17 protein-coding genes are annotated in these 23,981 nt (G+C 71.0%); 13 read left to right on the top strand and 4 right to left on the bottom strand.

Annotated features, from left to right (window positions below):
• Positions 1-109 precede the first annotated feature (109 nt).
• Both ACZ7PG_RS23850 and ACZ7PG_RS23845 read left to right on the top strand, forming a co-directional pair.
• Complete coding sequence (locus ACZ7PG_RS23850; RefSeq protein WP_470241298.1) at positions 110-916, top strand: hypothetical protein; 807 nt, start codon at positions 110-112, stop codon at positions 914-916.
• Positions 913-2,742 carry a serine/threonine-protein kinase gene (locus ACZ7PG_RS23845; RefSeq protein ID WP_470241297.1) on the top strand — a complete coding sequence of 610 codons (1,830 nt, stop codon included), beginning with the start codon at positions 913-915 and terminating at the stop codon, positions 2,740-2,742. Before ACZ7PG_RS23850 ends, ACZ7PG_RS23845 begins: the two co-directional genes overlap by 4 nt.
• Here the strand turns inward: ACZ7PG_RS23845 and ACZ7PG_RS23840 are convergent.
• Positions 2,720-3,142, bottom strand: coding sequence for a hypothetical protein (locus ACZ7PG_RS23840; RefSeq protein WP_470241296.1), 423 nt, complete (start codon positions 3,140-3,142; stop codon positions 2,720-2,722). The two genes, ACZ7PG_RS23845 and ACZ7PG_RS23840, sit on opposite strands and share 23 nt — an antisense overlap.
• A gap of 282 nt (positions 3,143-3,424) precedes the next feature.
• Here ACZ7PG_RS23840 and ACZ7PG_RS23835 point away from each other — a divergent pair, with 282 nt between their 5' ends.
• The 9 genes from ACZ7PG_RS23835 (at position 3,425) to ACZ7PG_RS23795 (ending at position 14,183) form a co-directional block, all read left to right on the top strand.
• Positions 3,425-3,976 (top strand): AAA family ATPase, encoded by a 552-nt coding sequence (locus tag ACZ7PG_RS23835; RefSeq protein ID WP_470241295.1) that lies wholly within the window; start codon positions 3,425-3,427, stop codon positions 3,974-3,976.
• Positions 3,977-4,413: 437 nt separating this feature from the next.
• A complete protein-coding gene (locus tag ACZ7PG_RS23830; protein WP_470241294.1) occupies positions 4,414-6,180 on the top strand; it encodes a chitinase in 1,767 nt (588 codons plus the stop codon).
• A gap of 46 nt (positions 6,181-6,226) precedes the next feature.
• Complete coding sequence (locus ACZ7PG_RS23825; protein WP_470241293.1) at positions 6,227-6,964, top strand: IclR family transcriptional regulator; 738 nt, start codon at positions 6,227-6,229, stop codon at positions 6,962-6,964.
• Between the two features lie 71 nt (positions 6,965-7,035).
• A complete protein-coding gene (locus ACZ7PG_RS23820; RefSeq protein ID WP_470241292.1) occupies positions 7,036-8,187 on the top strand; it encodes a 4-hydroxybenzoate 3-monooxygenase in 1,152 nt (383 codons plus the stop codon).
• Positions 8,188-8,395: 208 nt separating this feature from the next.
• Complete coding sequence (locus ACZ7PG_RS23815) at positions 8,396-10,015, top strand: FAD-dependent oxidoreductase (protein ID WP_470241291.1); 1,620 nt, start codon at positions 8,396-8,398, stop codon at positions 10,013-10,015.
• 48 nt (positions 10,016-10,063) lie between these two features.
• Positions 10,064-11,119: a LacI family DNA-binding transcriptional regulator gene (locus ACZ7PG_RS23810; protein WP_470241290.1), complete on the top strand. Its 1,056-nt coding sequence runs from the start codon at positions 10,064-10,066 to the stop codon at positions 11,117-11,119.
• 73 nt (positions 11,120-11,192) lie between these two features.
• A complete protein-coding gene (locus ACZ7PG_RS23805; protein ID WP_470241289.1) occupies positions 11,193-12,485 on the top strand; it encodes an ABC transporter substrate-binding protein in 1,293 nt (430 codons plus the stop codon).
• Positions 12,482-13,366, top strand: coding sequence for a carbohydrate ABC transporter permease (locus tag ACZ7PG_RS23800; protein WP_470241288.1), 885 nt, complete (start codon positions 12,482-12,484; stop codon positions 13,364-13,366). Before ACZ7PG_RS23805 ends, ACZ7PG_RS23800 begins: the two co-directional genes overlap by 4 nt.
• The gene (locus ACZ7PG_RS23795) at positions 13,356-14,183 is read left to right on the top strand and encodes a carbohydrate ABC transporter permease (protein WP_470241287.1); all 828 of its coding nucleotides are present in this window, start codon (positions 13,356-13,358) and stop codon (positions 14,181-14,183) included. The genes ACZ7PG_RS23800 and ACZ7PG_RS23795 overlap by 11 nt, the downstream gene beginning before the upstream one ends.
• Before the next feature lie 1,743 nt (positions 14,184-15,926).
• Here ACZ7PG_RS23795 and ACZ7PG_RS23790 read toward each other — a convergent pair.
• Entirely contained in the window at positions 15,927-17,831 is a 1,905-nt protein-coding gene (locus tag ACZ7PG_RS23790) for a sensor histidine kinase (RefSeq protein WP_470241286.1), read from the bottom strand.
• Positions 17,821-18,516: a response regulator transcription factor gene (locus ACZ7PG_RS23785; RefSeq protein ID WP_470241285.1), complete on the bottom strand. Its 696-nt coding sequence runs from the start codon at positions 18,514-18,516 to the stop codon at positions 17,821-17,823. Before ACZ7PG_RS23785 ends, ACZ7PG_RS23790 begins: the two co-directional genes overlap by 11 nt.
• A 157-nt stretch (positions 18,517-18,673) precedes the next feature.
• On the opposite strand from ACZ7PG_RS23785, the gene ACZ7PG_RS23780 reads away from it, so the two are divergent.
• Positions 18,674-21,811 carry a GH92 family glycosyl hydrolase gene (locus ACZ7PG_RS23780; protein WP_470241284.1) on the top strand — a complete coding sequence of 1,046 codons (3,138 nt, stop codon included), beginning with the start codon at positions 18,674-18,676 and terminating at the stop codon, positions 21,809-21,811.
• 4 nt (positions 21,812-21,815) lie between these two features.
• Here ACZ7PG_RS23780 and ACZ7PG_RS23775 read toward each other — a convergent pair whose 3' ends face one another.
• Entirely contained in the window at positions 21,816-22,676 is an 861-nt protein-coding gene (locus ACZ7PG_RS23775; protein WP_470241283.1) for an esterase/lipase family protein, read from the bottom strand.
• 115 nt (positions 22,677-22,791) lie between these two features.
• Here ACZ7PG_RS23775 and ACZ7PG_RS23770 point away from each other — a divergent pair, with 115 nt between their 5' ends.
• Entirely contained in the window at positions 22,792-23,904 is a 1,113-nt protein-coding gene (locus ACZ7PG_RS23770; RefSeq protein WP_470241282.1) for a PucR family transcriptional regulator, read from the top strand.
• The last annotated feature ends 77 nt before the right edge of the window (positions 23,905-23,981 follow it).

Here is a 23,981-nt window from a genome sequence, read left to right as displayed (position 1 = left end):
ACGGTACCCAAAAACAGCCGAACCACGATTCGCATTGGGACGTCCCTCCCCGGTGTGTGCTCGCTGTAGCATTCCGGACCAGTCGGATAACGCAAGTAGGGGATGCCCAATGGGACGTGTCATCGCGGCGGGGGTTGCGTTGGGTTTGTGCGGGGTGCTGCTCGGCGCGCCACCCGCATCGGCCGAAGCGGGCTCGCTCGGCGTGCAGGTGACGATCGACCGGCGGCCGATCGCCGACGCCACGGTCCCGATCGACCCGGCCAAGCAGGTCGAGGTGCAGGTCGTGGCCACCAACTCCGGCAGCGCCCCGGTCAAGGTCCGCAGCGTCCGGCTCTCCGGCGTCGCGCTCGCCCTCACCTTCTTCGCCTACGACACCACCGCGCCGTTCGAAGTACCGGCGCGGGGCTCGGTCACCCGGACGTTCGTGCTGGACCTCGGCGATCTCACCGGACAGGCGACCGGGCTGCTGCCGTCGTCGGTCGAGCTGCTCGACGCCCAGCGCGCGACGCTCGGCGAGGCGACGACGGTCGCCGACGTCCGGGGGTCCTTCTGGTCGGTCTACGGCGTCTTCGGCCTGGCGATGCTCGTGCTCACCGTCCTCACCTGGCTGACCGCGCTGCTCGCGCTCGCCCGGCATCGACTGGCCCCCAACCGCTGGCGTCGCGGCCTGCGGTTCCTGCCCGCCGGGTTCGGCACCGGGCTGGTCGCGGTGATCACGCTGTCGGTGCTGCGGCTGGTCCCGCCGGAGCCGGCGATCGAGATCCCGGTGGTGCTGGGCGCCGCGGCGATCGCGTTCCTGCTCGGCTACCTGACGCCGCACCCGGCGCCGCCGCCGGTCGTCACCGGCGGTGACGACACCGGCCGCGACACCACCGTCCGGATGGCGATCCCGCCCAGGCAGGAATTCACCCGATGAGCGCACCGGCCGAACTGGTCGCCGCGCTGCCGCAGTACGACATCGGCGCCGAGATCGGCGAAGGCGGCATGGGCGTCGTGTTCGCCGGGACGCACCGGACGCTGGGACGCAGCGTCGCGATCAAGCAGCTGCCGTGGGACGTGCTCAACCACGCCGCGAGCAGCGAGCTGTTCGACCGCGAAGCCCGCGTGCTGGCCAGCCTGGACCACCCGCACATCGTCCCGGTGTACGACTACGTCCGCACCGGCCGCGAGCACCTGCTGGTGATGGAACGGCTCGACGGCGGCACCGTGCACAGCCGGTTCCACGGCGGCGGCGTCAGCGGCGAGCAGGCGTGCGCGATCGGCCTGGCGATGCTCGCCGGGCTGCACGCGGCGCACCGGGCCGGCGTGCTGCACCTCGACGTCAAGCCGCGGAACCTGCTGTTCAACATGCAGGGCGTCGTGAAGGTGGCGGACTTCGGCATCGCGCGGGTGATCAGCGAGGGTGCCACGCTCGTCACGCACGGGGGCGAAATCCTCGGGACCCCGGCGTACATCGCGCCCGAACAGGCGATGGGCAACGCGCTGAGCCCGGCGGCCGACGTCTACGCGGCCGGCACGGTGCTCTACGAACTGCTGTCCCGGCAGCTGCCGTTCGACAACACGCGCGGCGCGATCAGCATGATGCGCCAGCACATGTTCACCGACCCGCGGCCGATCGCGGGCGTCCCGATGCCGATCGCCGGCGTGATCATGCGCAGCCTCGCGCGCGAGCTCGATTCGCGTTATCGCGAGGTCGAGTCCTTCGCGGCCGACCTGGCCGGGGCCGCCACCGCCGTCTACGGGCCGGGCTGGCTCGAGCGGTCCGGGGTGCCGGTGCTGCACCTGACGCCGCGGGTGATCGCCGGGCTGAACTCGCCCACCGCGCCGGCGCCGCCGGGGGAGGCCCGGACGCGGCCGGTCCAGCGGCCGTCGGGGCCGAACGCGACGCTGGTCGCGCCCGGCGGGGTGCCGGACACGGGTTCGGGGCCGTCCGGCGGCTGGGCTGGTGACGGCTCCGGTCCGGCCGGCGGCGGTCGGGCGGGTGACGGCTCGGGTTCCGGCCCGAGCGGGGGCTGGACGGGCGATGGCTCCGGTCCGGCGGGCTCGAAGGCCGCGGTGCTGTGGCTGCGGCTGGCCGCGGCGGCGGCCGCGATCGTGCTGGTCGTCCTCGCGCTGCTCAACCCGGAACGATTGCCGCACCAGGCGTCCCCGACGCTGCTCCTCGGCACCCAGCCCGTCACGACGCCGGTCGAGGTGGACCTCAGCAAGCCGCTGGCGCTGGCCGGCACCGGCAACCCGGGGCACATCACGCTCACGCTGTCCGCGGCCGGGATCCCGCTCGGCTCGGCCGAAACCGACGCGAAAGCGGCCGGCAACGGCTTCACCGCGCAGCTCACCCTGCCGGCGATCGCGCGGTGGGTCGTCGGCGGCGCGGTGACGGCGACGGTGCAGACCGGGCCCGTCCCGCAGACGTTCACGCTCCTCACCAGCCAACACCCGCTGGCCAGCGCGATGGGCGCGGGCAGTCTCATCCTGGCGCTGTTCGCGCTCGCCTACCTCGAGTCCGGACTGCGGACCATCCGCAACGGCCACCGCTGGCGCGGCGCGTCGGTCGGCGGGCCGGTGCTGGGCCTGCTGTTCGGCGCCGTGACGTGGCTGTGCGTGTCGGTGCTGCGGGTGCACGAACCGTCGCCGGGGTTCGGCGCCGGCTGCGCGGTGGCGGGCGCGGTCGCGGCCGGGCTCGTGGTCGCGGCGGCGCGGCGCCGGGCGTCCACAGTGGTCAGTCGACCATCCGGACGGTGACGTGCGGGCTGTAGCTCTTGCGCCGGCTCCACCCGGTTTCGGCGCAGAGGCTCAGCTGGATGGCGCGGTCGGCGGGCGCCCAGTAGCCGGTGCGGACGAAGTAGCCTTCCATCGTGTTCAGCGCGCCGAGGCGCTTGCGGGCCGAACACATCTCCCAGCCCCATTGGCGTCCGGTCTTCTCGACGCCGTTGCGCCGCACGGACAGGCACGGGTTCCCGACCGCGCGGATGTCGGCGTCGCCCTCGGTGACGTAGACGACGCCGTCGATCTTGTAGAACCGGTTGTTGTCGAGCAGGGAGACCTGCCCGGAGAGCGTGATCCCGACCCGGCCGCCGTCGTCGCCGGTGAGCGTCCAATCGAGACAGAATTCCTGGACCGGGAGTTCCAGCGACTGGGTCATGTCGAGTTCCCCTGTTCGAGCAGTGCGTCCCTTCCAGAAGATAGGGAAAATCCGGACGCCGGGAAGGGCTGCGGACGATCTTCACCCGAAGCGGTTCCGGAACGACGAATGCCTTGCCGCGCATGGGTTTTCAGGCGAGTGGGTGACTTCCCGCACGGGAGGTGACATCGGGTCGTCTTTCCGGGTGGCGCGGGCCGCACGGTCGAGTCCGCGTTTGGTTTGGTCACACTCCGTGAGCTTTAGGTAAAGGAACCATTACCTTTTCCCGGGCGTTGTCGGGGCATGAGCGAGACCACGGTGATCGAGCTCGGGCCCCGCGACCTGCTCGTGGTGGCGGGCCTGCCGGGCGCGGGCAAGACGACGATGCTCAACCACGCCGCGCCCGGCCTGGTGGTGCTGGATTCCGACCAGGTCCGCGCCCGCCTGGCGGCGGCGGTGCCGTCGGTGCCGTACCGCTGCTACCGGCCGGTGGTCCACGCGTGGCACCGCGCCCGGGTGGTCCGCCGGGCATGCGCGCCGGGGCCGCTCGTGGTCCACGAGCCGTCGACGCGTGCTTCGACCCGGGCGTTGCTGGCGCTGGTGGGAGCGGTGAGCGGCCGGCCGGTGCGGCTGTTGTTCTTGGACGTGACGGCAGCGGAGGCGCTGGCCGGTCAGCGAAGCCGCGGCCGCGTGGTGCGGCCGCGGTCGTTCGCCCGGCATGTGCGGCGGGCCGGGCGGTGGCGGGAGGCGTTGCTGGCGTCGCGGGTGCCGGTGGGGTGGAGCAGCGTCCAGGTGATCGACCGGGCGAGGGCCGGGCGGACGCGGGTGGTGGCGAAGTTGCTGGTGGGCTGCTGAGGGGTGGGTGCCGGCGCGGGTCGCGGGTGTTGCCGAGGCGCTGAGGGGCGTGGCCTCCGGAGGCGGTGCTGGCGGGTGGTCGAGGGGCGGGGTGCCGGCGCGGGTGTTGCCGAGGTGCCGAGGGGTGTGGCTTCCGGGCTTGGTGGAGGCGAAGGCGAAGGCGCTGAGGGACGTTGCCTGGCCGCACGCGTGCCGCGATGGCCGGTTCGCGTGCCTCGCGTGCCGGATGGTCGGCTTGCGTGCCCGGGCGGTCAGCCAGATGCCCAAGCCGGGCAGGCGCGGGAGGCCAGGCGAGCCGGGCAGAGCGGCGGGGGAGCCCGGGAAACCCGGGGAGGCCACTCGCGATAGCCCCCGAAGCCGCCCATCACCCTCGGCTGGTCTGGACATTTTACATATTGGTCTAGACAATATCGGTAACTCCCCGACTGGAGGACCCGATGAGGCGTTCCAGACTGTCCGCAACCCTCGCCGCCTTCGTGCTCGCGCTCTCCGGTCTGATGACCGGGAATGCCGAGGCCGCCAACCTCCTCACCAACCCCGGTTTCGAAGCCGGCTCGCTCTCCGGCTGGACCTGTGCCAACGCCACCACCGTCAGCTCACCCGTGCACGGTGGTGGCTACGCGCTCGCCGGCACCCCCGTCGGCGCCGACTACGCCCAGTGCGCGCAAACCGTGTCCGTTCAGGCGAACACCACCTACACCGTCTCGGCATGGGTGCGCGGGAACCCCGTCTACCTCGGGATCACCGGCGGTGCCTCCACCTGGTCCGGCAACTCCGGCGCCTACAACCAGCTGCAGCTCACCTTCACCACCGGCAACCAGACCTCCGCCCAGCTCTACCTCCACGGCTGGTACGGCGCCGGCACCTACTACGCCGACGACGTCGTCCTCGACGGCCCCGGTGGCAGCACCCCCGGTACGCCCGGTGCGCCCGGGACCCCCGCCACCGGCGGCATCACCAACACCTCCATCGCCCTGAGCTGGGGTGCCGCCGCCGGGACCGTCACCGGGTACCGCGTCTACGAAGGCGGCACCGTCGTCGCGACGACGACCGGCACCAGTGCCACCATCTCGGGCCTGACCGCCTGCACAACCCACAGCTACGCCGTCGCCGCGTACAACTCCGCCGGTGAGTCGCCGAAGAGTGCGACCACCAGCGCCACCACCAGCGGCTGCGTCGACACCGGGCTGCCGAAGCACTCGCTCATCGGCTACCTGCACTCCAGCTTCGCGAACGGCTCCGGCTACGTCCGGATGGCCGACGTCCCCGCCGCCTGGGACATCATCGACCTCGCGTTCGGCGAACCGACGTCCGTCACCTCCGGGGACATCCGCTTCAACCGGTGCCCGGCCACCGAATGCCCGAACGTCGAGAGCGACGCCGACTTCACCGCCGCCATCAAGGCCAAGCAGGCGCAGGGCAAGAAGGTCCTGATCTCCATCGGCGGTCAGAACGGCCAGGTCCAGCTGACGACGACCGCCGCGCGCGACAAGTTCGTCAGCTCCGTCTCGGCGATCATCGACAAGTGGGGCCTCAACGGCCTCGACGTCGACTTCGAGGGCCACTCGCTCTCGCTCAACGCCGGCGACACCGACTTCCGCAACCCGACCACGCCGGTGATCGTCAACCTGATCTCCGCGCTGAAGTCGCTCAAGGCCAAGTACGGCTCGGGCTTCGTGCTCACCATGGCGCCGGAGACGTTCTTCGTGCAGGTCGGCTACCAGTTCTACGGCGGCACGAGCGCCGGTGACGCGCGGACCGGCGCCTACCTGCCGGTGATCCACGCGCTGCGGGACTCGCTGACCGTGCTGCACGTCCAGGACTACAACTCCGGCCCGGTCATGGGGCTCGACAACCAGTACCACAACATGGGCGGCGCCGAGTTCCACATCGCGATGACCGACATGCTCAAGGCCGGCTTCACCGTCGCGAACACCGGGCAGTTCTTCCCCGGGCTGCGGCCGGACCAGATCGCGGTCGGGCTGCCGGCGGCGGTCAGCGCGGGCAACGGCTACACCTCGCCCGCGGACGTCCAGACGGCGGTCAACTGCCTGGTCAAGGGCAGTGGCTGTGGCTCGTACACGCTGCGCGGCGGGACGTCGCCGGCGCTGCGCGGGCTGATGACGTGGTCGATCAACTGGGACAAGTACTACAACTGGGAGTTCCAGAACAGCCACGAGCCGTTCCTGAACTCGCTGCCGTGACGCGTCGCGGTGTGCCCCGCTCCCGCGGTGGGGCACACTGCCTGACGTGGTGAAACGCGACTCCGTGCTGACGCGCGTCGTCCGGATCTTCGAGACGTTCGAGCCGGACGCGCCCGCGTTGCGCGTCACCGACATCGCGCGGCGGGCCGGGTTGCACGTCGCGACGGCGTCGCGGCTGATCGAGGAGCTGGTCGGGCACGGCTGGCTCCGGCGCGACCCCGATCGGAGGATCCGCGTGGGCGTCCGGTTGTGGGAGCTCGCGTCGCGCGCGTCGCCGACGCTGGGGCTGCGCGAAGCGGCGATGCCGTTCATGGAGGACCTGCACGCCGTCGTCGGGCACCACACCCAGCTCGCCGTGCTTGAGGACCGCGAGGTGCTGTTCGTCGAGCGGCTTTCGGCGCCCGGCGCGATCGTGAACGTGACGCGCGTGGCCGGGCGGCTGCCGCTGCACGCGTCGTCGTCCGGGCTCGTGCTGCTCGCCCATGCGCCCGCTGACCTGCAGGAACAGGTGCTGGCCGGCCCGCTGGAGGCTTTCCGGCGCACGACGTTGACCGACCCGGCGCGGCTGCGGCGCTTCCTCGCCGACGTCCGGCGAGACGGCTACGCGTACTGCGCGGGCTTCATCGACGAAGAGACAACGGGGATCGCCGTGCCGCTGCGGGGGCCGGGCGGCGACGTCGTCGCGGCGCTGTCGGTGATCGTGCCCAACGACGACTCGGCGCGGATGCAGATCCCGGCGTTGCGCGCCGCGGCGCGCGGAATCTCGCGGACACTCTCTCACTGAATGAGAATGGCCTGGAGTGCGCGGGCCGGCGGGGAGATGCTCGGGCTCTCCTCGCGTGAAAGGACGTTGCCGTGCGCACCCAGGTCGTCATCGTCGGCGCCGGCCCGGCCGGGCTGCTGCTGTCCCACCTGCTCGGCCTCGAAGGCATCGACTCGGTGCTCGTCGAGCGGCAGACGGCCGAGCACGTCCAGGCGCGGATCCGCGCGGGGATGCTCGAGGCCGGCACGGTCGAGCTGCTGCGCTCGGTGGGGCTCGGCGCGCGGCTCGACGTCGAGGGCATGGAGCACCGCGGCATCCACCTGCAGTGGCCCGGCGAGCGGCACCACCTGGACTTCGTCGACCTCGTCGGCCGGCCGGTGACGATCTACGGGCAGACCGAGATCACCAAGGACCTGATGGCGGCGCGGGAAAAGGCGGGCCGTCCGGTGTACTACTCGGCGTCGGACGTCGAGCTGCACGACGTGACGGGCTCGCCGTCCGTGACCTTCGTGGACGCCGACGGTGCGGCGCGGCGGGTCGACGCGGACGTGGTCGTCGGCTGCGACGGGTTCCACGGGCCGAGCCGGCTGTCCATTCCGGACGCTCAGGTCTCGGAGCGGGCGTACCCGTTCGCGTGGCTGGGCGTGCTGGCCGACGTCGCGCCGTCGGCGGACGAGCTGATCTACGCCTGGCACCCGGACGGCTTCGCGATGCACAGCATGCGCTCGCCGCGGGTGAGCCGGTTCTACCTGCAGGTGGCGCCGGACGAGGACATCGCCGAGTGGAGCGACGACCGGATCTGGACGGCCTTGTCGACGCGGCTCGCCTTTTCCGGCTGGACGCTCGGGACCGGCACGATCACCGAGAAGAGCGTGCTGCCGATGCGGAGCTTCGTGTCGACGCCGATGCGGCACGGAAACCTCTACCTGGCCGGGGATGCGGCGCACATCGTGCCGCCGACGGGCGCGAAGGGACTGAACCTGGCGGTGGCGGACGTCGCTCTGCTGTCCCGTGCGCTGACGGCGTCCTTCCGCGGCGATGACACGCTGGCCGACGCGTACTCGGAGACGGCGTTGCGGCGGGTCTGGCGCTGCACGCACTTCTCGTGGTGGATGACGTCGATGCTGCACCGCCACGGCGACGACTTCGACGCCCAGCTCCAGCTCGCCCAGCTCCGTCGCACGGTGAGTTCGGTGTCCGCGGCGACCGAACTGGCCGACAACTACTCCGGCATCCCCCTGTAACCCGTGACGGAAGGGGCATCACGCGTGATCAGCGAGGCATCACTCGTGTCTGGAGGGGCATCGCGCTGATGCCCGTCTGATCACGCGTGATGCCTGCTCAATCACGCGTGATGCCTCTTCGCGCACAATCTGGCTCTTGACGTCCGGCCTGGTCCCAGCGCACCATACCCGCGTAGTAATTCGAATTATCAGCGCCGGGGAAGGCTTCATGAGGGAACTGGACACGGAGATTCTGGTGGTCGGCGGGGGACTCGGCGGGGTCGCCGCCGCGCTGGCCGCGGCGAGTCACGGCCGGCGGGTCGTGCTCACCGAGGAGACCGACTGGCTCGGCGGCCAGCTCACCGCCCAGGCCGTGCCGCCGGACGAGAACCCCTGGATCGAGCGGTTCGGCTCCACCCGCACCTACCGTGACCTGCGTGAGGGCATCCGCGACCACTACCGCCGGCACTACCCGCTGCGCGCCGAGGCTGCGAAGCGGCCGGAGCTCAACCCGGGCGCGGGACGGGTCAGCAAGCTCTGCGGCGAACCCCGCGTCGCGCTGGCCGTCATCGAAGCCATGCTCGCGCCGCACGTCAGCGCCGGGCGGATCCACGTCCTGCGTAACCACCGGCCGGTCGAGGCGCACACGACGCACGACCGCGTCGACGCCGTGGTGCTCGAAAGCGGCCAGGACAAAGTCACCGTCAAGGCCCAGTACGTCCTCGACGCCACCGAGAACGGCGACCTCCTGCCGCTCACCGGCACCGAGCACGTCACCGGCGCCGAAGCCCGCAGTGAGCACGGCGAACCGCACGCGCCGGAAGAAGCCGCCCCGGCCAACCTCCAGGGCATCACCTACTGCTTCGCGGTTTCCCACCACGAGGGGGAGAACCACGTCATCGACAAGCCCGCGATGTACGGCTTCTGGCGCGACTACCAGCCGGACTTCTGGCCCGGCCCGCTGCTCGGCTTCGTCGCGCCCGACCCCCGGACGCTCGAACCGGGGAAACGCACCTTCGTCCCCAACCCGCCCGGCGACCCGCTGGCCGTCAGTGCCGACCAGAGCGCCGACGCCGGGGACAAGGAGCTGTGGGCCTTCCGCCGCATCCTCGCCCGCAACCTCCACACCGACGGCGCGTTCGACTCCGACATCACGCTCGTCAACTGGCCCCTCAACGACTACTGGCTCAAGCCCGCGCTCACGATCCCCGGCCACACGACCGAGGACGACGTGGCGACCGCGCACTACGAAGCCAAGCAGCTGAGCCTGTCCGTCCTGTACTGGCTGCAGACCGAAGCGCCCCGCGCGGACGGCGGCGCCGGCTTCCCCGGGCTCAAGCTCCGCCCCGACGTCACCGACACGAAGGACGGACTCGCGAAGTCCGCGTACGTCCGCGAAGCGCGGCGCATCAAGGCCGTCACGACCGTCACCGAGCACGACGTCTCGGCCGAGATCCTCGGCGTCGACGGCCGCGTGCGCCGGGAGGACGCCGTCGGGGTCGGGAGCTACCGGATCGACCTGCACCCCTCGACCGGCGGGGACAACTACATCGACGTCGCGAGCGTCCCGTACGAGATCCCGCTGGGCGCGCTGCTGCCGGTCCGCACCAGGAACCTGCTGCCGGCCGGCAAGAACATCGGCACCACGCACATCACCAACGGCTGCTTCCGGCTGCACCCGGTGGAGTGGAACATCGGCGAGGTCGCCGGGCTGCTCGCCGCGTTCGCCATAGGCGAGGACGTCGAACCGCGGGCCGTGCGGGAAGACCCGCGGCACTTCGAGGACTTCGCCCGGATGCTCGACCACGCCGGGGTGGAACGCCGCTGGCCGGAAGTGCGGGGCTACTGATGCGGCCGCCGGTAAGGTCTGGCGGAGACGAGCCGGAGGGAGTCACGGATGACGGCGGGTTCGGGCCGGGTCACGCAGGCCCAGGTGGCGCGCCTGGCCGGCGTCTCGCAGGCCGTCGTGTCCATGGTTCTCAACGGCTCCGACAGCCTGCGCATCACCACGGAGACCCGCGACCGCGTGCAGCAGGTGCTCCGCGAGACCGGGTACACCGTGGACATCATGGGCCGCCGGCTGCGCGGCGGGACCAACCAGATCCTCGGCGTCTTCACCTACGAGTCGGTGTTCCCGTCCGGGGTGGCCGACTTCTACCGGCCGTTCCTGCTCGGCATCGAGGAAGAGGCCGAGAAACAGGGCTTCGACCTGCTCCTGTTCACCAGCGGTGGCCGCCGCGACGGGCGCCGCCGCATCTACGAGGCGGGCACGAACCGGCTGCGCATCGCCGACGGCTCGATCCTGCTGGGCCGGCACAACGACCCGCAGGAGCTCGCGCAGCTCGTCGAGGAGCAGTTCCCGTTCGTCTTCGTCGGGCGCCGCGAGTCGCCGACCGGGCCGATCAGCTACGTCGGAGCGGACTACGTCTCGGCGACCCGTGAGGTCCACGACCGGCTGTGGGCCCTCGGGCACCGGCGGATCGGCCTGCTCAGCGTGACCGAGGAGAACGAGCCGACGCTCGATCGCCGCAGCGGGTACGAAGCGGCGGCGCGCAAGCGACGCCGTCCGCCGCTGGTGTTCCTCGAAGAGGACCCGGCGATCGCGCTGCGGCAGGTGCTCGACACCGGCGTCACGGCGTTGCTCGTCGAGAGCTCGGCGATGGCCGACGCCATCCTCGCGTGCGCGCACGACCTCGGCCTGGACGTGCCCGCGGACCTCTCGATCGTGGTGCTGGGCGACGCCGACCCGTCGCAGCAGCCGCACGCGCACGCCGTGCCGAGCACCGCCACCGACTGGTCGATGTTCCGCATCCCGCGCCACGAAATGGGCGTGCACGCCGTGCGCGTGCTCGTCGAGCTGTTGAAGAACCCCCGGTCGCGCCAGCTGCTCCTGCCGTGCAAGATCCACGAGGGCGCCACCGCGACGGGACCCTCCACACCAGACTCCCGCTGAGGCCGAACGGCCTGTTGACAGTGCACGGGGCGACGCTTACCGTCCCTGCTAATTCGAATAACCAGGAGGCATCGTGGCCTACCGTAGAACCCGGCTGCTCGCCGCCGCGGCCCTGTCCGCCGTCGCACTGGCTTCGACCGCCTGCTCCGGCGGCGCCGGCGACGACACGAACATCGCGCTGCGCATGACGGTCTGGACTACCGACAAGAACCAGCTCGCCCTCTTCGACTCCATCGCCACCGAGTACCGCAAGGCCCACCCGGAGATCGCGTCGGTCAAGTTCGACGTCGTCCCGGGGGACACCAGCGCCTACTCGGCCGCGCTCACCACCCAGCTCTCCGGCGGCAACCCGCCGGACCTGGCGTGGATCCTCGAACGCGACGCGCCTGACTTCGTCCAGTCCGGCGCGCTCACGAACCTGAAGCCCACTTTGGACGCGGCCGCCGGGTACAACGCCGGCGAGCTGGTCCCGTCGGCCACGAAGCTGTGGACCAAGGACAGCGGCCTCTACGCCTACCCGTTCTCGACCTCGCCGTTCGGCATGTTCTACAACAAGAACCTGCTCACCCAGGCGGGGATCACCGAGACGCCCGACCAGCTGCTCGCGAGTGGACGGTGGACGTGGGACGCCGCCAAGCAGATCGCCACCCAGGTCGCCGCGAAGGACACCGGCAAGGCCGGCCTGGTGATCCGCGAGTTCGAATACAAGCAGTGGGTGCTGCTGGCCTCGGTGTGGCGCGGCTTCGGTGCCGACGCGTGGGGCCCGGACGGCAAGACCTGCGGGTTCGCGAGCCCCGAGATGACGTCCGCGATGACGTTCCTGCACCAGGCGATCTTCACCGACAAGGCGCTGCCGGGCCCGGGTACGACGGCGGACTTCTTCGCCGGCGAAAGCGGCCTGACCATCGCGCAGATCAGCCGGGCCGGGCTGCTCAAGGCCAAGCCGTTCGAGTGGGGCATCGTCCCGCTGCCCGCCGGGCCGAAGGCGGCTGCGCAGGTCATCGGCCAGGCCGGGATCGGTGTCCCGGTAAAGGGCAAGCACGCCAAGGCGGCGGCGGACTTCCTCGCGTTCTTCACCAACCCGGCCAACTCGGCGAAGCTCGGCCAGTACTTCCCGCCCGCCCGTGACAGCCTGCTCAACGCGGCCACCCTCGCCAAGGCGAACCCGCTGTTCAGCCAGGAACAGCTGCAGAACGTCGTGGTCAACGGGATCAAGACCGGCGCGGTGCTCCCGTCGCACACCGGGAGCGCGCGGATCGCGTCGCTCGTCCAGTCCGCTTTGGACCCGATGTGGAAGCCGGACGCGAACGTGCCCGCCGCGCTGGCCGGTGTCTGCCAGGCGATCGACCCGGCGCTGAGCCAATGACGTTGACGTCGAAGAAGCGCGACGCGCTGGCGGGGTGGATCTTCATCGCCCCGCAGGCGCTGGGCTTCCTCGCCTTCGTCGTGGCGCCGCTCGCCGCGGTCGTCTGGTACAGCTTCCAGGACGTCAACCTGCTGGCCGGGACATCGGCGTTCGCCGGCGCGGACAACTACGCCAAGCTCTTCGACGACCCGACCGCGCCGAAGGTCGCCCGCGCCACGGCGATCTTCTGCGTCGGCCTGGTCGTGCTCAACCTGTCGCTCGCGCTGTCGCTGGCGTTGCTGCTCAACCTGAAGCTGCGCGGCACCACGGTGTTCCGGACGGTCTTCTTCTCGCCGGTGGTCGTCACGCTCGTCGCGTGGACGATCGTCTGGAACTTCCTCCTGCAGGACAACGGCGGGATCAACGCGCTGCTGCAGACCGTCGGCATCGACGGGCCGAACTGGCTGCGCGGCAACGGCACCGCGATGCTTTCGGTGATCGTGGTGCAGGTGCTGAAGAACGTCGGGCTGAACATGGTGCTGTTCCTCGCTGCCCTGCAAGGCATTCCGACGTCCATCATGGAGGCGTCGCAGTTGGACGGTGCCGGGCCGTGGCGGCGGTTCCGGTCGGTGATCCTGCCGATGATCAGCCCGACGACGCTGCTGACGGCGATCATCACCGTCGCCGGCGCGTTGCAGGTGTTCGCGCAGATCCAGGTGCTGACCCTCGGCGGGCCGGCCGACAGCACCAACGTGCTGGTGTTCTACTTCTACCAGCAGGCTTTCGCCAACCACGACCTCGGCTACGGCTCCGCGCTGGCCGTCGTGCTGTTCCTCGTCATCCTCGTGCTCACGCTGCTGCAGTGGCGGATGCGGAAGCGGTGGGTGTTCCATGAGTCGTAGGGCCAAGATCGCGAGCTACGTCGTGATGGTCGTGCTGGCCGTGCCGTTCGTGTTCCCCACCTGGTGGATGATCACGGCGTCGCTGCTGCCGGCCAACGAGGTGCTCGCGTACCCGCCGAAGCTGTTCCCGAACCAGCCGCATTGGGAGAACTACAAGGCCGCGTTCACCGACTTTCCTTTGGCGCAGCAGTACTTCAACAGTCTCTACATCGCCGTACTCGTCACGCTCGGCACGATGTTCTTCTCCTCGCTCGCCGGGTACGCGTTCGCGCGCATCCGGTTCCGCGGCGAGAAGCTGTTCGGGCTGATCCTCATCGGGCTGATGGTGCCGAGCGAGGTCACGATCATTCCGCTGTTCCGGCTGGTCGACGACCTCGGGCTGACCAACACGCACTGGCCGCTGATCGTCGTCCCGATCTTCGGCGCGCCGAGCGTGCTCGCGACGTTCGTGATGCGGCAGTTCTTCATCACGATCCCGGGCGAGCTCGAAGAAGCGGGCCGGCTCGACGGTCTGTCCCGGTTCGGGCTCTACCGCCGCGTCGCTATGCCGATCGCGAAACCCGCGTTGGCCGCGGTCGCCATCTTCACGTTCCTCAACACGTGGAACTTCTTCCTGGAACCGCTGGTCTACCTGACCGACAAGGACATGTTCACGCTGCCGGTGGCGCTGACGCAGTACGTCGACGTCTACGGCGGTCACCTCTGGAACGTCCAGCTCGCCGCCGCGACCACCACGGTCGTGCCGGTCCTGGTCGTGTTCATCATCGCGCAGCGCCAGTTCGTCGAAGGGCTCGCCCAGAGCGGCCTCAAAGGCTAGGAGGCAGTTGTGATCGATCGCAGAACCTTCCTCGGCGGGGCCACCGCCGCCGCGGCGCTCGGCATCGTCGGTGCCGGGACCGCGTCCGCCGCGGTGCCCCCGCCGGTGGGCCCGTACCCGCCGCTCGCCCCGCTGCCGCCCGGCGCCCCGGTGCGGCGGCTCTTCACGCCCGCGGAGCAGCGCTTCGCGCCCTACCTCGCCATTTTGCCGGGCATTGTCAACGATGTCAGCACCGATCCCGCCACCCTGGGGTTCTTCGGCGGCGGCTGGTGGCGGACGCCGAGCGAGCCGTACAACGCCCGCGTCCAGGAGCACGTCTACACGCTGAGCTGGTTCTACGCGAACCGGCGGCCGTGGAACCCGTACCACCTGGACCCGGCGCTGCGGAACCGGCTCGACGCGGCGATCGCGCACTACCTGAACCTGCAGCACGCCGACGGTTCGTTCCCGGAGTACTCGATCACCGAGAAGTCCAAGGCCGCCACCGGGTTCGGCCTCGGCTACCTCGCGAAGACGCTGGCCAACCTGCGTCAGGTCAACGCGCTGCCCGCTCGCCGGGCCGACCTCGAAGCCTCGCTGCACCTGGGCATGACGTGGTTCCTGAACCCGGCCAACCCGATCTGGGCCCACCCGATCGAGTTCGCCAACCAGAACACGTCCGGGCTGTCGTCGTCGCAGCTGGCGCTGAAGCTGAACCCGGACGCCGTGCTCTCGAAACAGCTGCACGACCGGATCGAGTTCCTGGCGGTGAACGGCCAGAGCCCGGCCGGCTTCTTCTACGAGCCGACCGGGATGGACGTCAACTACAACTTCGAGGTGATGCTGCCGGAGCTGGCCGAGATCTACGCGCTCACCCGCAACCGCACGGTCGTGGGGATGGCCCGGAAGTTCGCGGACTGGTTCGGCTACAACGTCGTCCGCGAACCGGACGGCTCGGGCTCGCTGACCTACGTCGCGACGTCGAGCCGCACCCACGTCTCCTACTACGACGACGTCATCCCGGATCCCGACCGGACCAACCTCGCCTCGCTGTTCGTGCCGGAGGTCCCGGACCTGGCCGCGTTCTTCACCACGCGCGAGGACCGCGCCGAGACGCGCAGGCAGTGGGCGAAGGTGCCCGGCCCGGCGGTCGGACCGGCCAAACAGGACACCTCGCCGCGCATCCTCGCGCACGTGTCGTACGGCGAGGCCTTCCCGTCGCACGGCGAGAAGCAGGCGTCGATCCGGCAGCTCCCGTACCTGCGCTCGAACGACTTCGCCGTGCAGCGCCGGGACGTCGAGCTGAACCAGACCTACGTCTACGTGCGGCGGCCACAGCTGTACCTGGCCGGGTTCTGGGGCACGCGGCCGTCGACCTACGTCCGGGGCGCGCAGGGCATGCTGTGGCACCCGTCGGCCGGCATGGTCGTCCACTCGCAACAGGACGACACGCAGTGCTGGGCGAGTCTCCTGCCCAACGGCAGCCCGGACGCCCGCGGCCTGCTGGACGCGACCTACGCCATCGGCGACCGCGTGTGGGACGGCAGCCGGAAGGTGCCCGGCGCCGCGCCGGTCGTCGTCCGGTACGGCCTGGACACCCGGATCCGCACGGACCTGACGATCACGCGCGACACCGTCACCCGCGCGGTGCGGGGCACGACGCCGCTCACCGAGCAGGTCCCGCTGGTCCTGCGCCCGGGCGACGACGTGCGTTTCTCCGACGGCACACCGGTCGCCCACGGCGTCAACGCGAGCGCGACGGCGTCAGGCCTGACGATCCGCCGCGGCCGCACGACGATCACGATCGGCTGGGGCACCGCCCTCGCCGCGACCGTCACCGCCACCGCCGTCACCTTCCTCCGGGACGGCGCCCGGCGGCTGCACGTCCTGCGCGTCCCGCACCCCGGCACCCTCACCACGGAGATCCGGCTTCGGTAGCCGGACGGTGAACGTCGATCCGTCGTCCACTTCGGACTCGACGGTCACCGTTCCGCCGTGCGCCTCCACGAGGTGCCGCACGATGGCGAGGCCGAGCCCGCTGCCGCCGGTCTGGCGGCTGCGGGACTTCTCGGCCCGCCAGAACCGGTCGAACACGTGCGGCAGGTCGGCGGCGGCGATGCCCGCGCCGGTGTCCGCGACGGCGATCACCACCTCGTCCACAGTGGACGAGACGTGGATCGTCACGCGGCCACCGGGCGGCGTGTGCCGGACCGCGTTGGTCACCAGGTTGGAGACGATCTGGCGCAGGCGCACCGGGTCGGCCGCCAGCCCGGTCTCGCCGCGGGGCGAGACGGTGAGCGTGACGCCGGCCGCGGCGGCCCGGTCGGCGTGCGCGGCGGCGACGTGGCCGGCCAGCTCGGCCGCGTCGAGCAGCTCCGGGTGCACCCGCAGCCGGCCGGCGTCGGCCGCGGCGAGGTCCTGCAGGTCCTCGACGATGTGCTGCAGGAGCACGGTCTCCTCGAGCAGCGACGCGCTCAGCGCGTGGTCGAACGGCAGGTGCCCGTCCTCGGCGGCCTCCAGCCGGCCGCGGATGACGTTGAGCGGGTTGCGCAGCTCGTGGGCGATGTCGCTGACCATCGCCTTGCGCTGCTCCTCGATGCGTTCGCGCCGGGCGGTGAGGTCGTTGAACGCGGTGGCGAGGTAACCGACCTCGTCGCGGGACTTCACCGGTGCCGGCCGGTCCTGCTGCGCCGCCTCCGTCAACGCGCGCAGCGGCCGGGCCAGCCGCCGCGCGACCAGCACGGTGATCGCGGCCGCCAGCAGCAGCACGCCGCCCGTCACCGCGAGGATCCGCGTCAGGTTCTCCTGCGACAGCGTGAACGTCGGCAGCGGCGACCCGCTCGGCCCGAGGGTGAACAGCAGCGCGGGCGGCGCGACGAACGGCGTGAGCTGCTCGCGGCGGGCGGAGTCGAGGCAGCCCTGGCTCGGTCCCGGGTCGGAAGTCGCGAGGATCTCGAGGTCGAGGTCCAGTTTCACCGGATCCGCGCCCTGGTTCCGCAGGCAGCGGTTCACGGCGTCGTTGAGGCTGCCGAGCGCGGCGTCCTCGGTCGGGGTCGGCGTGGCCAGCTCGTAGACCCCGCACTTGGCCGCGAAGTAGCGGACGCTGAGCGGGTCCGCCCCGGTGAGCTGCGCGCGCCCGCTCGCGGACTCCCGCACCTGGCCGGTGATGCCCAGCGAGTCGAGGCAGGCGACGGCCTTCCTGGCCAGCCCGTCGAGGTCGTCGCGTTCCTTCGGCGGCAGCCGGAACGGGCCCACCGCGCGCGGGTCGATGCCGCTGGTGCCGGCCTGGGGCAGCAGGACCGGGTCGACGTGCAGCGGGTCGACCGACGCCGTCGCCTTCACCGGCAGGGTGACCGGCGCGCCGCCGGAGTCGCCGAGGACGTGCCGGTCGAGGGTGGTCAGCACGATCCGCCGGCCGGTCTGCTCGGACAGCGTCTTCAGCTTCGGCCCGACCTGGTCCCAGGTGTGGTTGGCCGCCGCGAAGCCGAGCACCTCGGTGTAGATGGTCGCGTCGCCGGAGAGCGCCTGGCCCTGTTCCTGCTGGATCGCGCGGGTGGTCGTCTGCACGGCGAGCCACGCGGTCGCGGCGATCGAGCCCAGCGCGATCAGCAGGGAGACCGCCGTCAGCCGGACGACGAGACTGCGTCGCAGCGGAAAACTAGGCGTCATCGTCCGCCGTCAGCTTGTACCCGACGCCGAACACGGTCCGCAGGTAGACGGGGTTCTGCGGGTCGGGCTCGAGCTTCTTGCGCAGGTTGAGCACGTGGACGTCGATGATCCGGGTGCTGACGAACCGGTCGTCGCCGCGGGTGAGCTCCAGCAGCTGCCGGCGGGTGAACACCCGGCCCGGCTGCCGGATCAGCGTCTCGAGCAGCTGGAACTCACCCGGCGTCGTCTCGACCGGGCGGCCGTCGATCGACACCTCATGTCGCACCGGGTCGAGCCGCAGCGCGCCGGCGCGCAACGCCGTGTCGGGGGGTTCGTCGCGCACGGCCGTGCGCCGCAGCAGCGTCCGGACGCGGGCCATCAGCTCGCGCGGGCTGTAGGGCTTGGTCAGGTAGTCGTCGGCGCCGAGGTCGAGGCCGAGCAGCAGGTCGTCCTCGGTCGCGCGGGCGGTGAGCATCAGCACCGCGACGTCGGACTCGCCGCGCAGGATGCGGCAGACGTCGAGGCCGTCGACCTTGGGCATCATCACGTCGAGGACCAGCAGGTCGGGACGGTCGCGGCGGGCTTCGTCCAGCGCCGCCCGGCCGTCCGGGGCCAGCACGACGGTGTGGCCCTCGCTTTCGAGGTAGAGCCGGAGCACCTCGGCCTGCTTCTCGTCGTCCTCGGCGACCAGTACACGTGCGCACACCGCGTCGAGGTTAGGCGCCCTGACACCGTCGCCACCCGATCCTGACCGGATCTTCATACGTTGAGGGCACGAGCCAGGTCTTTGTCAAAGTGTTGACCCCGGCCCCGGGCACAGGCAAAGGTCGGATGACAGGTCTGTCAGCTCTGGGAGGCACCGGGTGCGGTACAGGTTCATGGCGGCGATCGTCGCGACGGCGGTGATCGGGGTACCCGGCGTCGCTTCAGCGGCGCCGACAACGATGTCACCGCTGGTCGGCGACCCTTCGGCCTACGTCGACCCGCTGATCGGCACGGGCCGCGGCGGCAGTTCGGTCGGCGAAATCAACAACTTCCCCGGCCCGGCGGCCCCGTTCGGGATGATGCAGTTCTCGCCGGACACGCAGGGCGCCTACGCCGGCTACCAGTACCACTCCGATCAGATCCGAGGTTTCAGCCTCGATCACGCCTCGGTCGGCTGCAACGCGTTCGGCGACGTGCCGATCCTGCCGATCACCGGCGACGTCGGCAGCGCGCCCTGGGACCGCACCGAGCACTTCACCCACGACGACGAGCAGGCCGAGCCCGGCTACTACGCCGTGACGCTCGCCGACTCGAAGGTCCGGGCCGAGCTCACCGCGACGACCCGCACCGGGCTGGCGACGTTCACCTACCCGGCCGGCTCGACGCCGCAGGTGCTGGTCAAGGGCGGGGCGAGCCTCGCCGGGAACTCCGCCGCCACGCTGAAGATCACCGGCGACCGCGAGGTCAGCGGGTCGGCGACCACCGGCAACTTCTGCGGCAAGGGGAACAAGTACACCGTCTACTACGACGTCACCTTCGACCAGCCGTTCACCGCGCACGGGACCTGGGACGGCTCTTCGGTGAAGCCGGACACCGACAGCGTCGACTCGCCTCGTGCGGGCGCCTACCTGACCTTCGGTTCGGCGGCCGTGGTGCACGCGAAGGTGTCGATGTCCTATGTGGGCGTCGACGGTGCGAAGGCCAACGCGGCCGCGGAAGTCCCGGGCTTCGACTTCGCGTCGGTCCGGAAGTCCACTCGCGACAAGTGGACGCAGGCGCTCGGCAAGATCCGGGTCGTGGGTCGCGACACCGCGCAGCTCAAGACGTTCTACACCGCGCTGTACCACTCGCTGATGCACCCCAACACGTTCGACGACGTGGACGGGCGGTACATCGGCTTCGACAACCAGATCCGGACGTTGCCGAAGGGCCGGCACCAGTACGCGAACTTCTCCGACTGGGACACCTACCGCTCGCTCGCGCCGCTGCACGCCATGCTGTTCCCGAAGGAAGCCAGCGACATGGCGCAGTCGCTGACCAACGACGCCGTGCAGGGCGGCTGGTGGCCGCGCTGGCCGATGGCGAACGCCTACACCGGCCAGATGACCGGCGACAGCTCGGTCGCGCTGATCTCCAACCTGTACGCGTTCGGCGCCCGCGACTTCGACGTCAAAACGGCGTTGAAGTACCTGGTCAAGGGTGCGACTTCGGTGGACAACACTCCAGGCGCGTACCAGGAACGCTGGGGCATCGCGGACTACGTCGCCCGCGGGTACATGCCGAACAACGACGCTTCGCGTGGTGACCACGCCCGCGTCGGCGCGTCGATCACCCTGGAATGGGCGATCGACGACTTCGCCATCGCGCAGTTCGCGCAGGGCATCGGCGACCGTGACGTCGCGCGCGAGTTCACCAAGCGCGGCCAGAACTGGCAGAACATCTTCAACCCGGCGACCGGCTACCTCCAGCCGCGCGCGCAGGACGGGCGCTTCCCGGACGGCCCGGCGTACGTGCCGCCGCCGCCCGGCAAGTTCGGCCAGGACGGCTTCGACGAGGGCAACGCCGCGCAGTACACCTGGCTGGTGCCGCAGGACCCGGCCGGTCTCGTCACGGCGATGGGTGGTCCTTCGGCGGTCGCGTCCCGTTTGGACACCTTCTTCCAGAAGCTGAACGTCGGCCCGAACGAGCCGAACATGTGGGCCGGCAACGAGCCCGACTTCGGCGTCCCGTTCCTTTACAACCACGTCGGGCAGCCGTGGAAGACGCAGCAGGTGGTCCGCGAGATCGCCACGACGCTGTTCAGCGCGACCCCGGACGGCGAGCCGGGCAACGACGACCTCGGCGCGCAGTCGTCGTGGTACGTCTGGGCCGCGCTCGGCATCTACCCGGCGACCCCGGGCACGCCGGACCTGGTCGTGGCCAGCCCGCTGTTCGAGCGGGCGGTGCTGTCCCTCCCGAATGGACGGACGATCGACATCCACGCGCCGAAGGCGCCGGCGACGTACGTGCACGACCTGTCGCTGAACGGCCGTGGCTGGGACCGCACGTACCTGCCCGCGAACACCGCGCGCGACGGCGGGCGGCTGGACTTCTCGCTGGTGTCCACTCCGGACAAGCGGTGGGCGGCCGGGTCCGTCCCACCGTCCTATCAGGACAACGAGAAGCCGTTCCTGACGTCGGCGACCAACCAGGTCGTCGTCGCACCCGGGACCAGCGGCGTGGCCGCCGTGAGCGGGCAGCGGCTCGGCGGACACGACCGGGTGCTGGACGTGTCCACGCAGGCGCCGGCGGGGATCACGGTCACCGGCCCCCGGCAGCTCCGGCTCGACGACCGGACCGGGAGCGGCACCGCGAAGCTGAGCGTGTCGGTGGCGGCCGGGACGCCCGAGGGCTACTACCAGGTGCCGGTGACCGTCCGCGGCGGCTCGACGTCGGTGCCCGGGTCGGTGATCGTGCTGGTCGCGCCGCCCGGCGGGCTGGCGGCGGCGTACGCGAACGTCGGCATCTCCGACGACGGCGACACCGGTTCGGCCGACATCGACGGCGCCGGGAACAGCCTCTCGCGGCAGGCCCTGGCCACGGCGGGCCTGGTCGGCGGGAAGGCGTCGCAGGCGGTGGGGACGACGTTCACCTGGCCCGCCGCGCCGGCCGGGCGGCCGGACAACGTCGTCGCGGCCGGGCAGACGATCCAGGTGAGCGGGACCCGCCTGTCGTTCGTCGGCACCGCGTCCAACGGGGACCACCGCGGCACCGCGACGGTCACCTTCACCGACGGCACCACCGCCCCGGCGGACCTGTCGTTCGGCGACTGGGTCTTCCCGGGCGGCGGCACCGATCCGGTGTTCGGCAACACGCTGGTGGCCCGCACGGACCACCGCAACCAGCCGGGCGGCCAGGGCGGCGGGGCGTCGGTCTACGCGACGACGCCGTTCGACGCCCCGGCCGGGAAGCAGATCGCCTCGGTGACCCTGCCGTCCGACGCGGACCTGCACGTGTTCGCGATCGGTCTTGCCTGACCCCTCAGCCCGGCGAACCCACCGCGCAGATCCTGATCGGGGTGGCGTTCGCCGGGTCGAGGGCGTTGCGGACGAGGTGCCACACGTTGAGGTCGTAGGCCTCGCCGATGTGGCCGACCGGGTCGAACGGGCACGAGTCCTGGACGTAGCGGTTGTGCACGCCGGGCTCGCGGATGAACGACGTCTCGGTCGGGGTCACCAGCTCGTCGTAGCGCGAGGTGATGATCGTGTAGTCGATGCCGGGCTGGGCGACCGGGCCGGTGTTGAGGGCGACGATCGCGGCGCCGCCGTCCAGCTCGTCGGCGAAGATCGGCAGGCCGATCGTCTTGACGATGGTGTCCCAGGTGGACTTGCCGAGCACGGTGTAGGCCAGCGTCAGGAGGCCGGAGGCGTTGGCGCCGTGCGTCGGCGGGGCGATCGCGACGACCTTGCCGATCTCGCTCTGGATGCCCTGCATCTTGGCCAGGTAGATCGACTGGAGGCCGCCTTCGGAGTGGCCGACGACGTCGACCTTGGCCGCGCCGGTGGCCGCGCGGACCTTTTCGACGAAGTTCTTGATCTCCAGCGACGACTCCGCGACCGGCTTCAGCCCGCCGACGAAGGGGAACTGCGGGTAGGCGCCGTAGGTCAGGGAGAACGTGCAGTAGCCGCGGGCGGCCAGGTCGGCCTGGAGGAAGTTGAGGTCCTCGTAGTAGGTGGCGAAGGTGCCGTGGAGCAGCACGACCGGGTTCGGGTGGGCCGCGCCCGGGCGGCAGCCGAAGTCGTTGTTGCCGCCGCCGGCCGCCTGGGCCGGCGCCGCCGCGCCCAGGGCGAGCAGGCTCGCGATGCCGAGCCCGGCCAGCCATCGTTTCGTTCCCCGCGCCATTGCCGAGTCCCTTCGTCTGGTTGGTATGCACAGCATGCGCCGGCTGATCAACGCTGTCTGCTGGCAGAACGCGCAGAAACTTGCCGCGGCCGTTTGTGCATGGTGACAATGTGGCATGGATCCGGTGGCCGAGCTGTTCCCTCGATCGGGTGAGATCGCGGCCGCGATGATGGCCCGCTGCGCGGCCGAGATCCCGGCGTACCGGCTGCTGCCGGCCACGGTCCTGGAGGGCGACCTGGTCGCCAACGCGCGGGCGGTGTTCGAGCTGTTCCTGACGACGGTCGCCGAGAACCGCCGCCCGACCCCCGAGGAGCTCGCCCTGCCGATCGCGTGGGGCGCGGAGCGGGCGCGCGACGGCCTGCCGCTCGAGGCCGTGCTGAAGGTGTACCCGCTGGCCGCGAGCGTCGCGTGGGAGCTGGCGGACGGCGACCGCCGGACGCTGGGCGCCCGGATGCTCGACTTCCTCGGCGAGGTGATGCCGCGCGTCGCGGAGGCGTACCTGCGCGAGCGCGACGACCTCGACTGGGAGCGGCGCGAGGACCGCCAGAACCTCGCGGCCAGCCTGCTCGCCGGCCGCCCGGTGCGGGACCGCAGTCTCGCCGAGAGCTACCACGTCGTCGTGTTCCACCTGCCGACGCTGCCCGCAGACGCCGGCTCCCGGGCGGCGACGGACCTCTTCCGCGCGGTCCGGTCCGATTTGGACAGTCAAGCCCTGGTGACGTTCAAGGGTGACGGAGGTGTGCTGCTCGTGCCGCCGGAGTCCGACGTCGACGCTCTGGCGGCGCGCGTCGACCGGATCTGCGGACGGCCGTGCATGGCGGCCGTTTCGCACGCTCCGTCGCGAGTGGACATCCCGGCCGCGCACGCGGAAGCCGTGGAAATCCTCGCCCTGGCGGAGAATCTGCGCCGTCCGGCCCGGCTGTACCGGCTCGCCGACCTGGCCATCGAGTACCAGCTCGCGCGGCCGGGCCCGGCGCGGGAAGCGCTCGCTCTGGTGCTGGCCCCGCTCGAGGACCACCCGCACCTGATCGACGCCCTGCGCGCGTTCGTGACATCGGACTACAACCGCGGCGAGGCGGCGACGGCGTTGAACATCCACCGCAACACGCTGACCTACCGGCTGGGCCGCATCCAGCTGATCACCGGCCACGACGCGACACGCCCCGCGGACGCCCGCCACCTGGCCGCCGCGATGACGGCTTACGACATCGTCCGCCAGAACGGGTGAATTCCACGGGGTAACGCTTGCGTCGCGTTCTCGCGGATCTGTTGCGGAATCGTCCGCGCCGCCGATTTCAGGGGGCG

Source organism: Amycolatopsis sp. NPDC114504, assembly GCF_055633595.1.
Note: the sequence above shows the minus strand (reverse complement) of the source record. Positions and strands in the feature narration are given on the sequence as shown.

Coding starts and splice junctions, on each gene's coding strand:
- ACZ7PG_RS23850 (WP_470241298.1), top strand. CDS start 110: ATGGGACGTGTCATCGCGGCGGGGGTTGCGTTGGGTTTGTGCGGGGTG.
- ACZ7PG_RS23845 (WP_470241297.1), top strand. CDS start 913: ATGAGCGCACCGGCCGAACTGGTCGCCGCGCTGCCGCAGTACGACATC.
- ACZ7PG_RS23840 (WP_470241296.1), bottom strand. CDS start 3,142: ATGACCCAGTCGCTGGAACTCCCGGTCCAGGAATTCTGTCTCGATTGG.
- ACZ7PG_RS23835 (WP_470241295.1), top strand. CDS start 3,425: ATGAGCGAGACCACGGTGATCGAGCTCGGGCCCCGCGACCTGCTCGTG.
- ACZ7PG_RS23830 (WP_470241294.1), top strand. CDS start 4,414: ATGAGGCGTTCCAGACTGTCCGCAACCCTCGCCGCCTTCGTGCTCGCG.
- ACZ7PG_RS23815 (WP_470241291.1), top strand. CDS start 8,396: ATGAGGGAACTGGACACGGAGATTCTGGTGGTCGGCGGGGGACTCGGC.
- ACZ7PG_RS23810 (WP_470241290.1), top strand. CDS start 10,064: ATGACGGCGGGTTCGGGCCGGGTCACGCAGGCCCAGGTGGCGCGCCTG.
- ACZ7PG_RS23800 (WP_470241288.1), top strand. CDS start 12,482: ATGACGTTGACGTCGAAGAAGCGCGACGCGCTGGCGGGGTGGATCTTC.
- ACZ7PG_RS23795 (WP_470241287.1), top strand. CDS start 13,356: ATGAGTCGTAGGGCCAAGATCGCGAGCTACGTCGTGATGGTCGTGCTG.
- ACZ7PG_RS23790 (WP_470241286.1), bottom strand. CDS start 17,831: ATGACGCCTAGTTTTCCGCTGCGACGCAGTCTCGTCGTCCGGCTGACG.
- ACZ7PG_RS23775 (WP_470241283.1), bottom strand. CDS start 22,676: ATGGCGCGGGGAACGAAACGATGGCTGGCCGGGCTCGGCATCGCGAGC.
- ACZ7PG_RS23770 (WP_470241282.1), top strand. CDS start 22,792: ATGGATCCGGTGGCCGAGCTGTTCCCTCGATCGGGTGAGATCGCGGCC.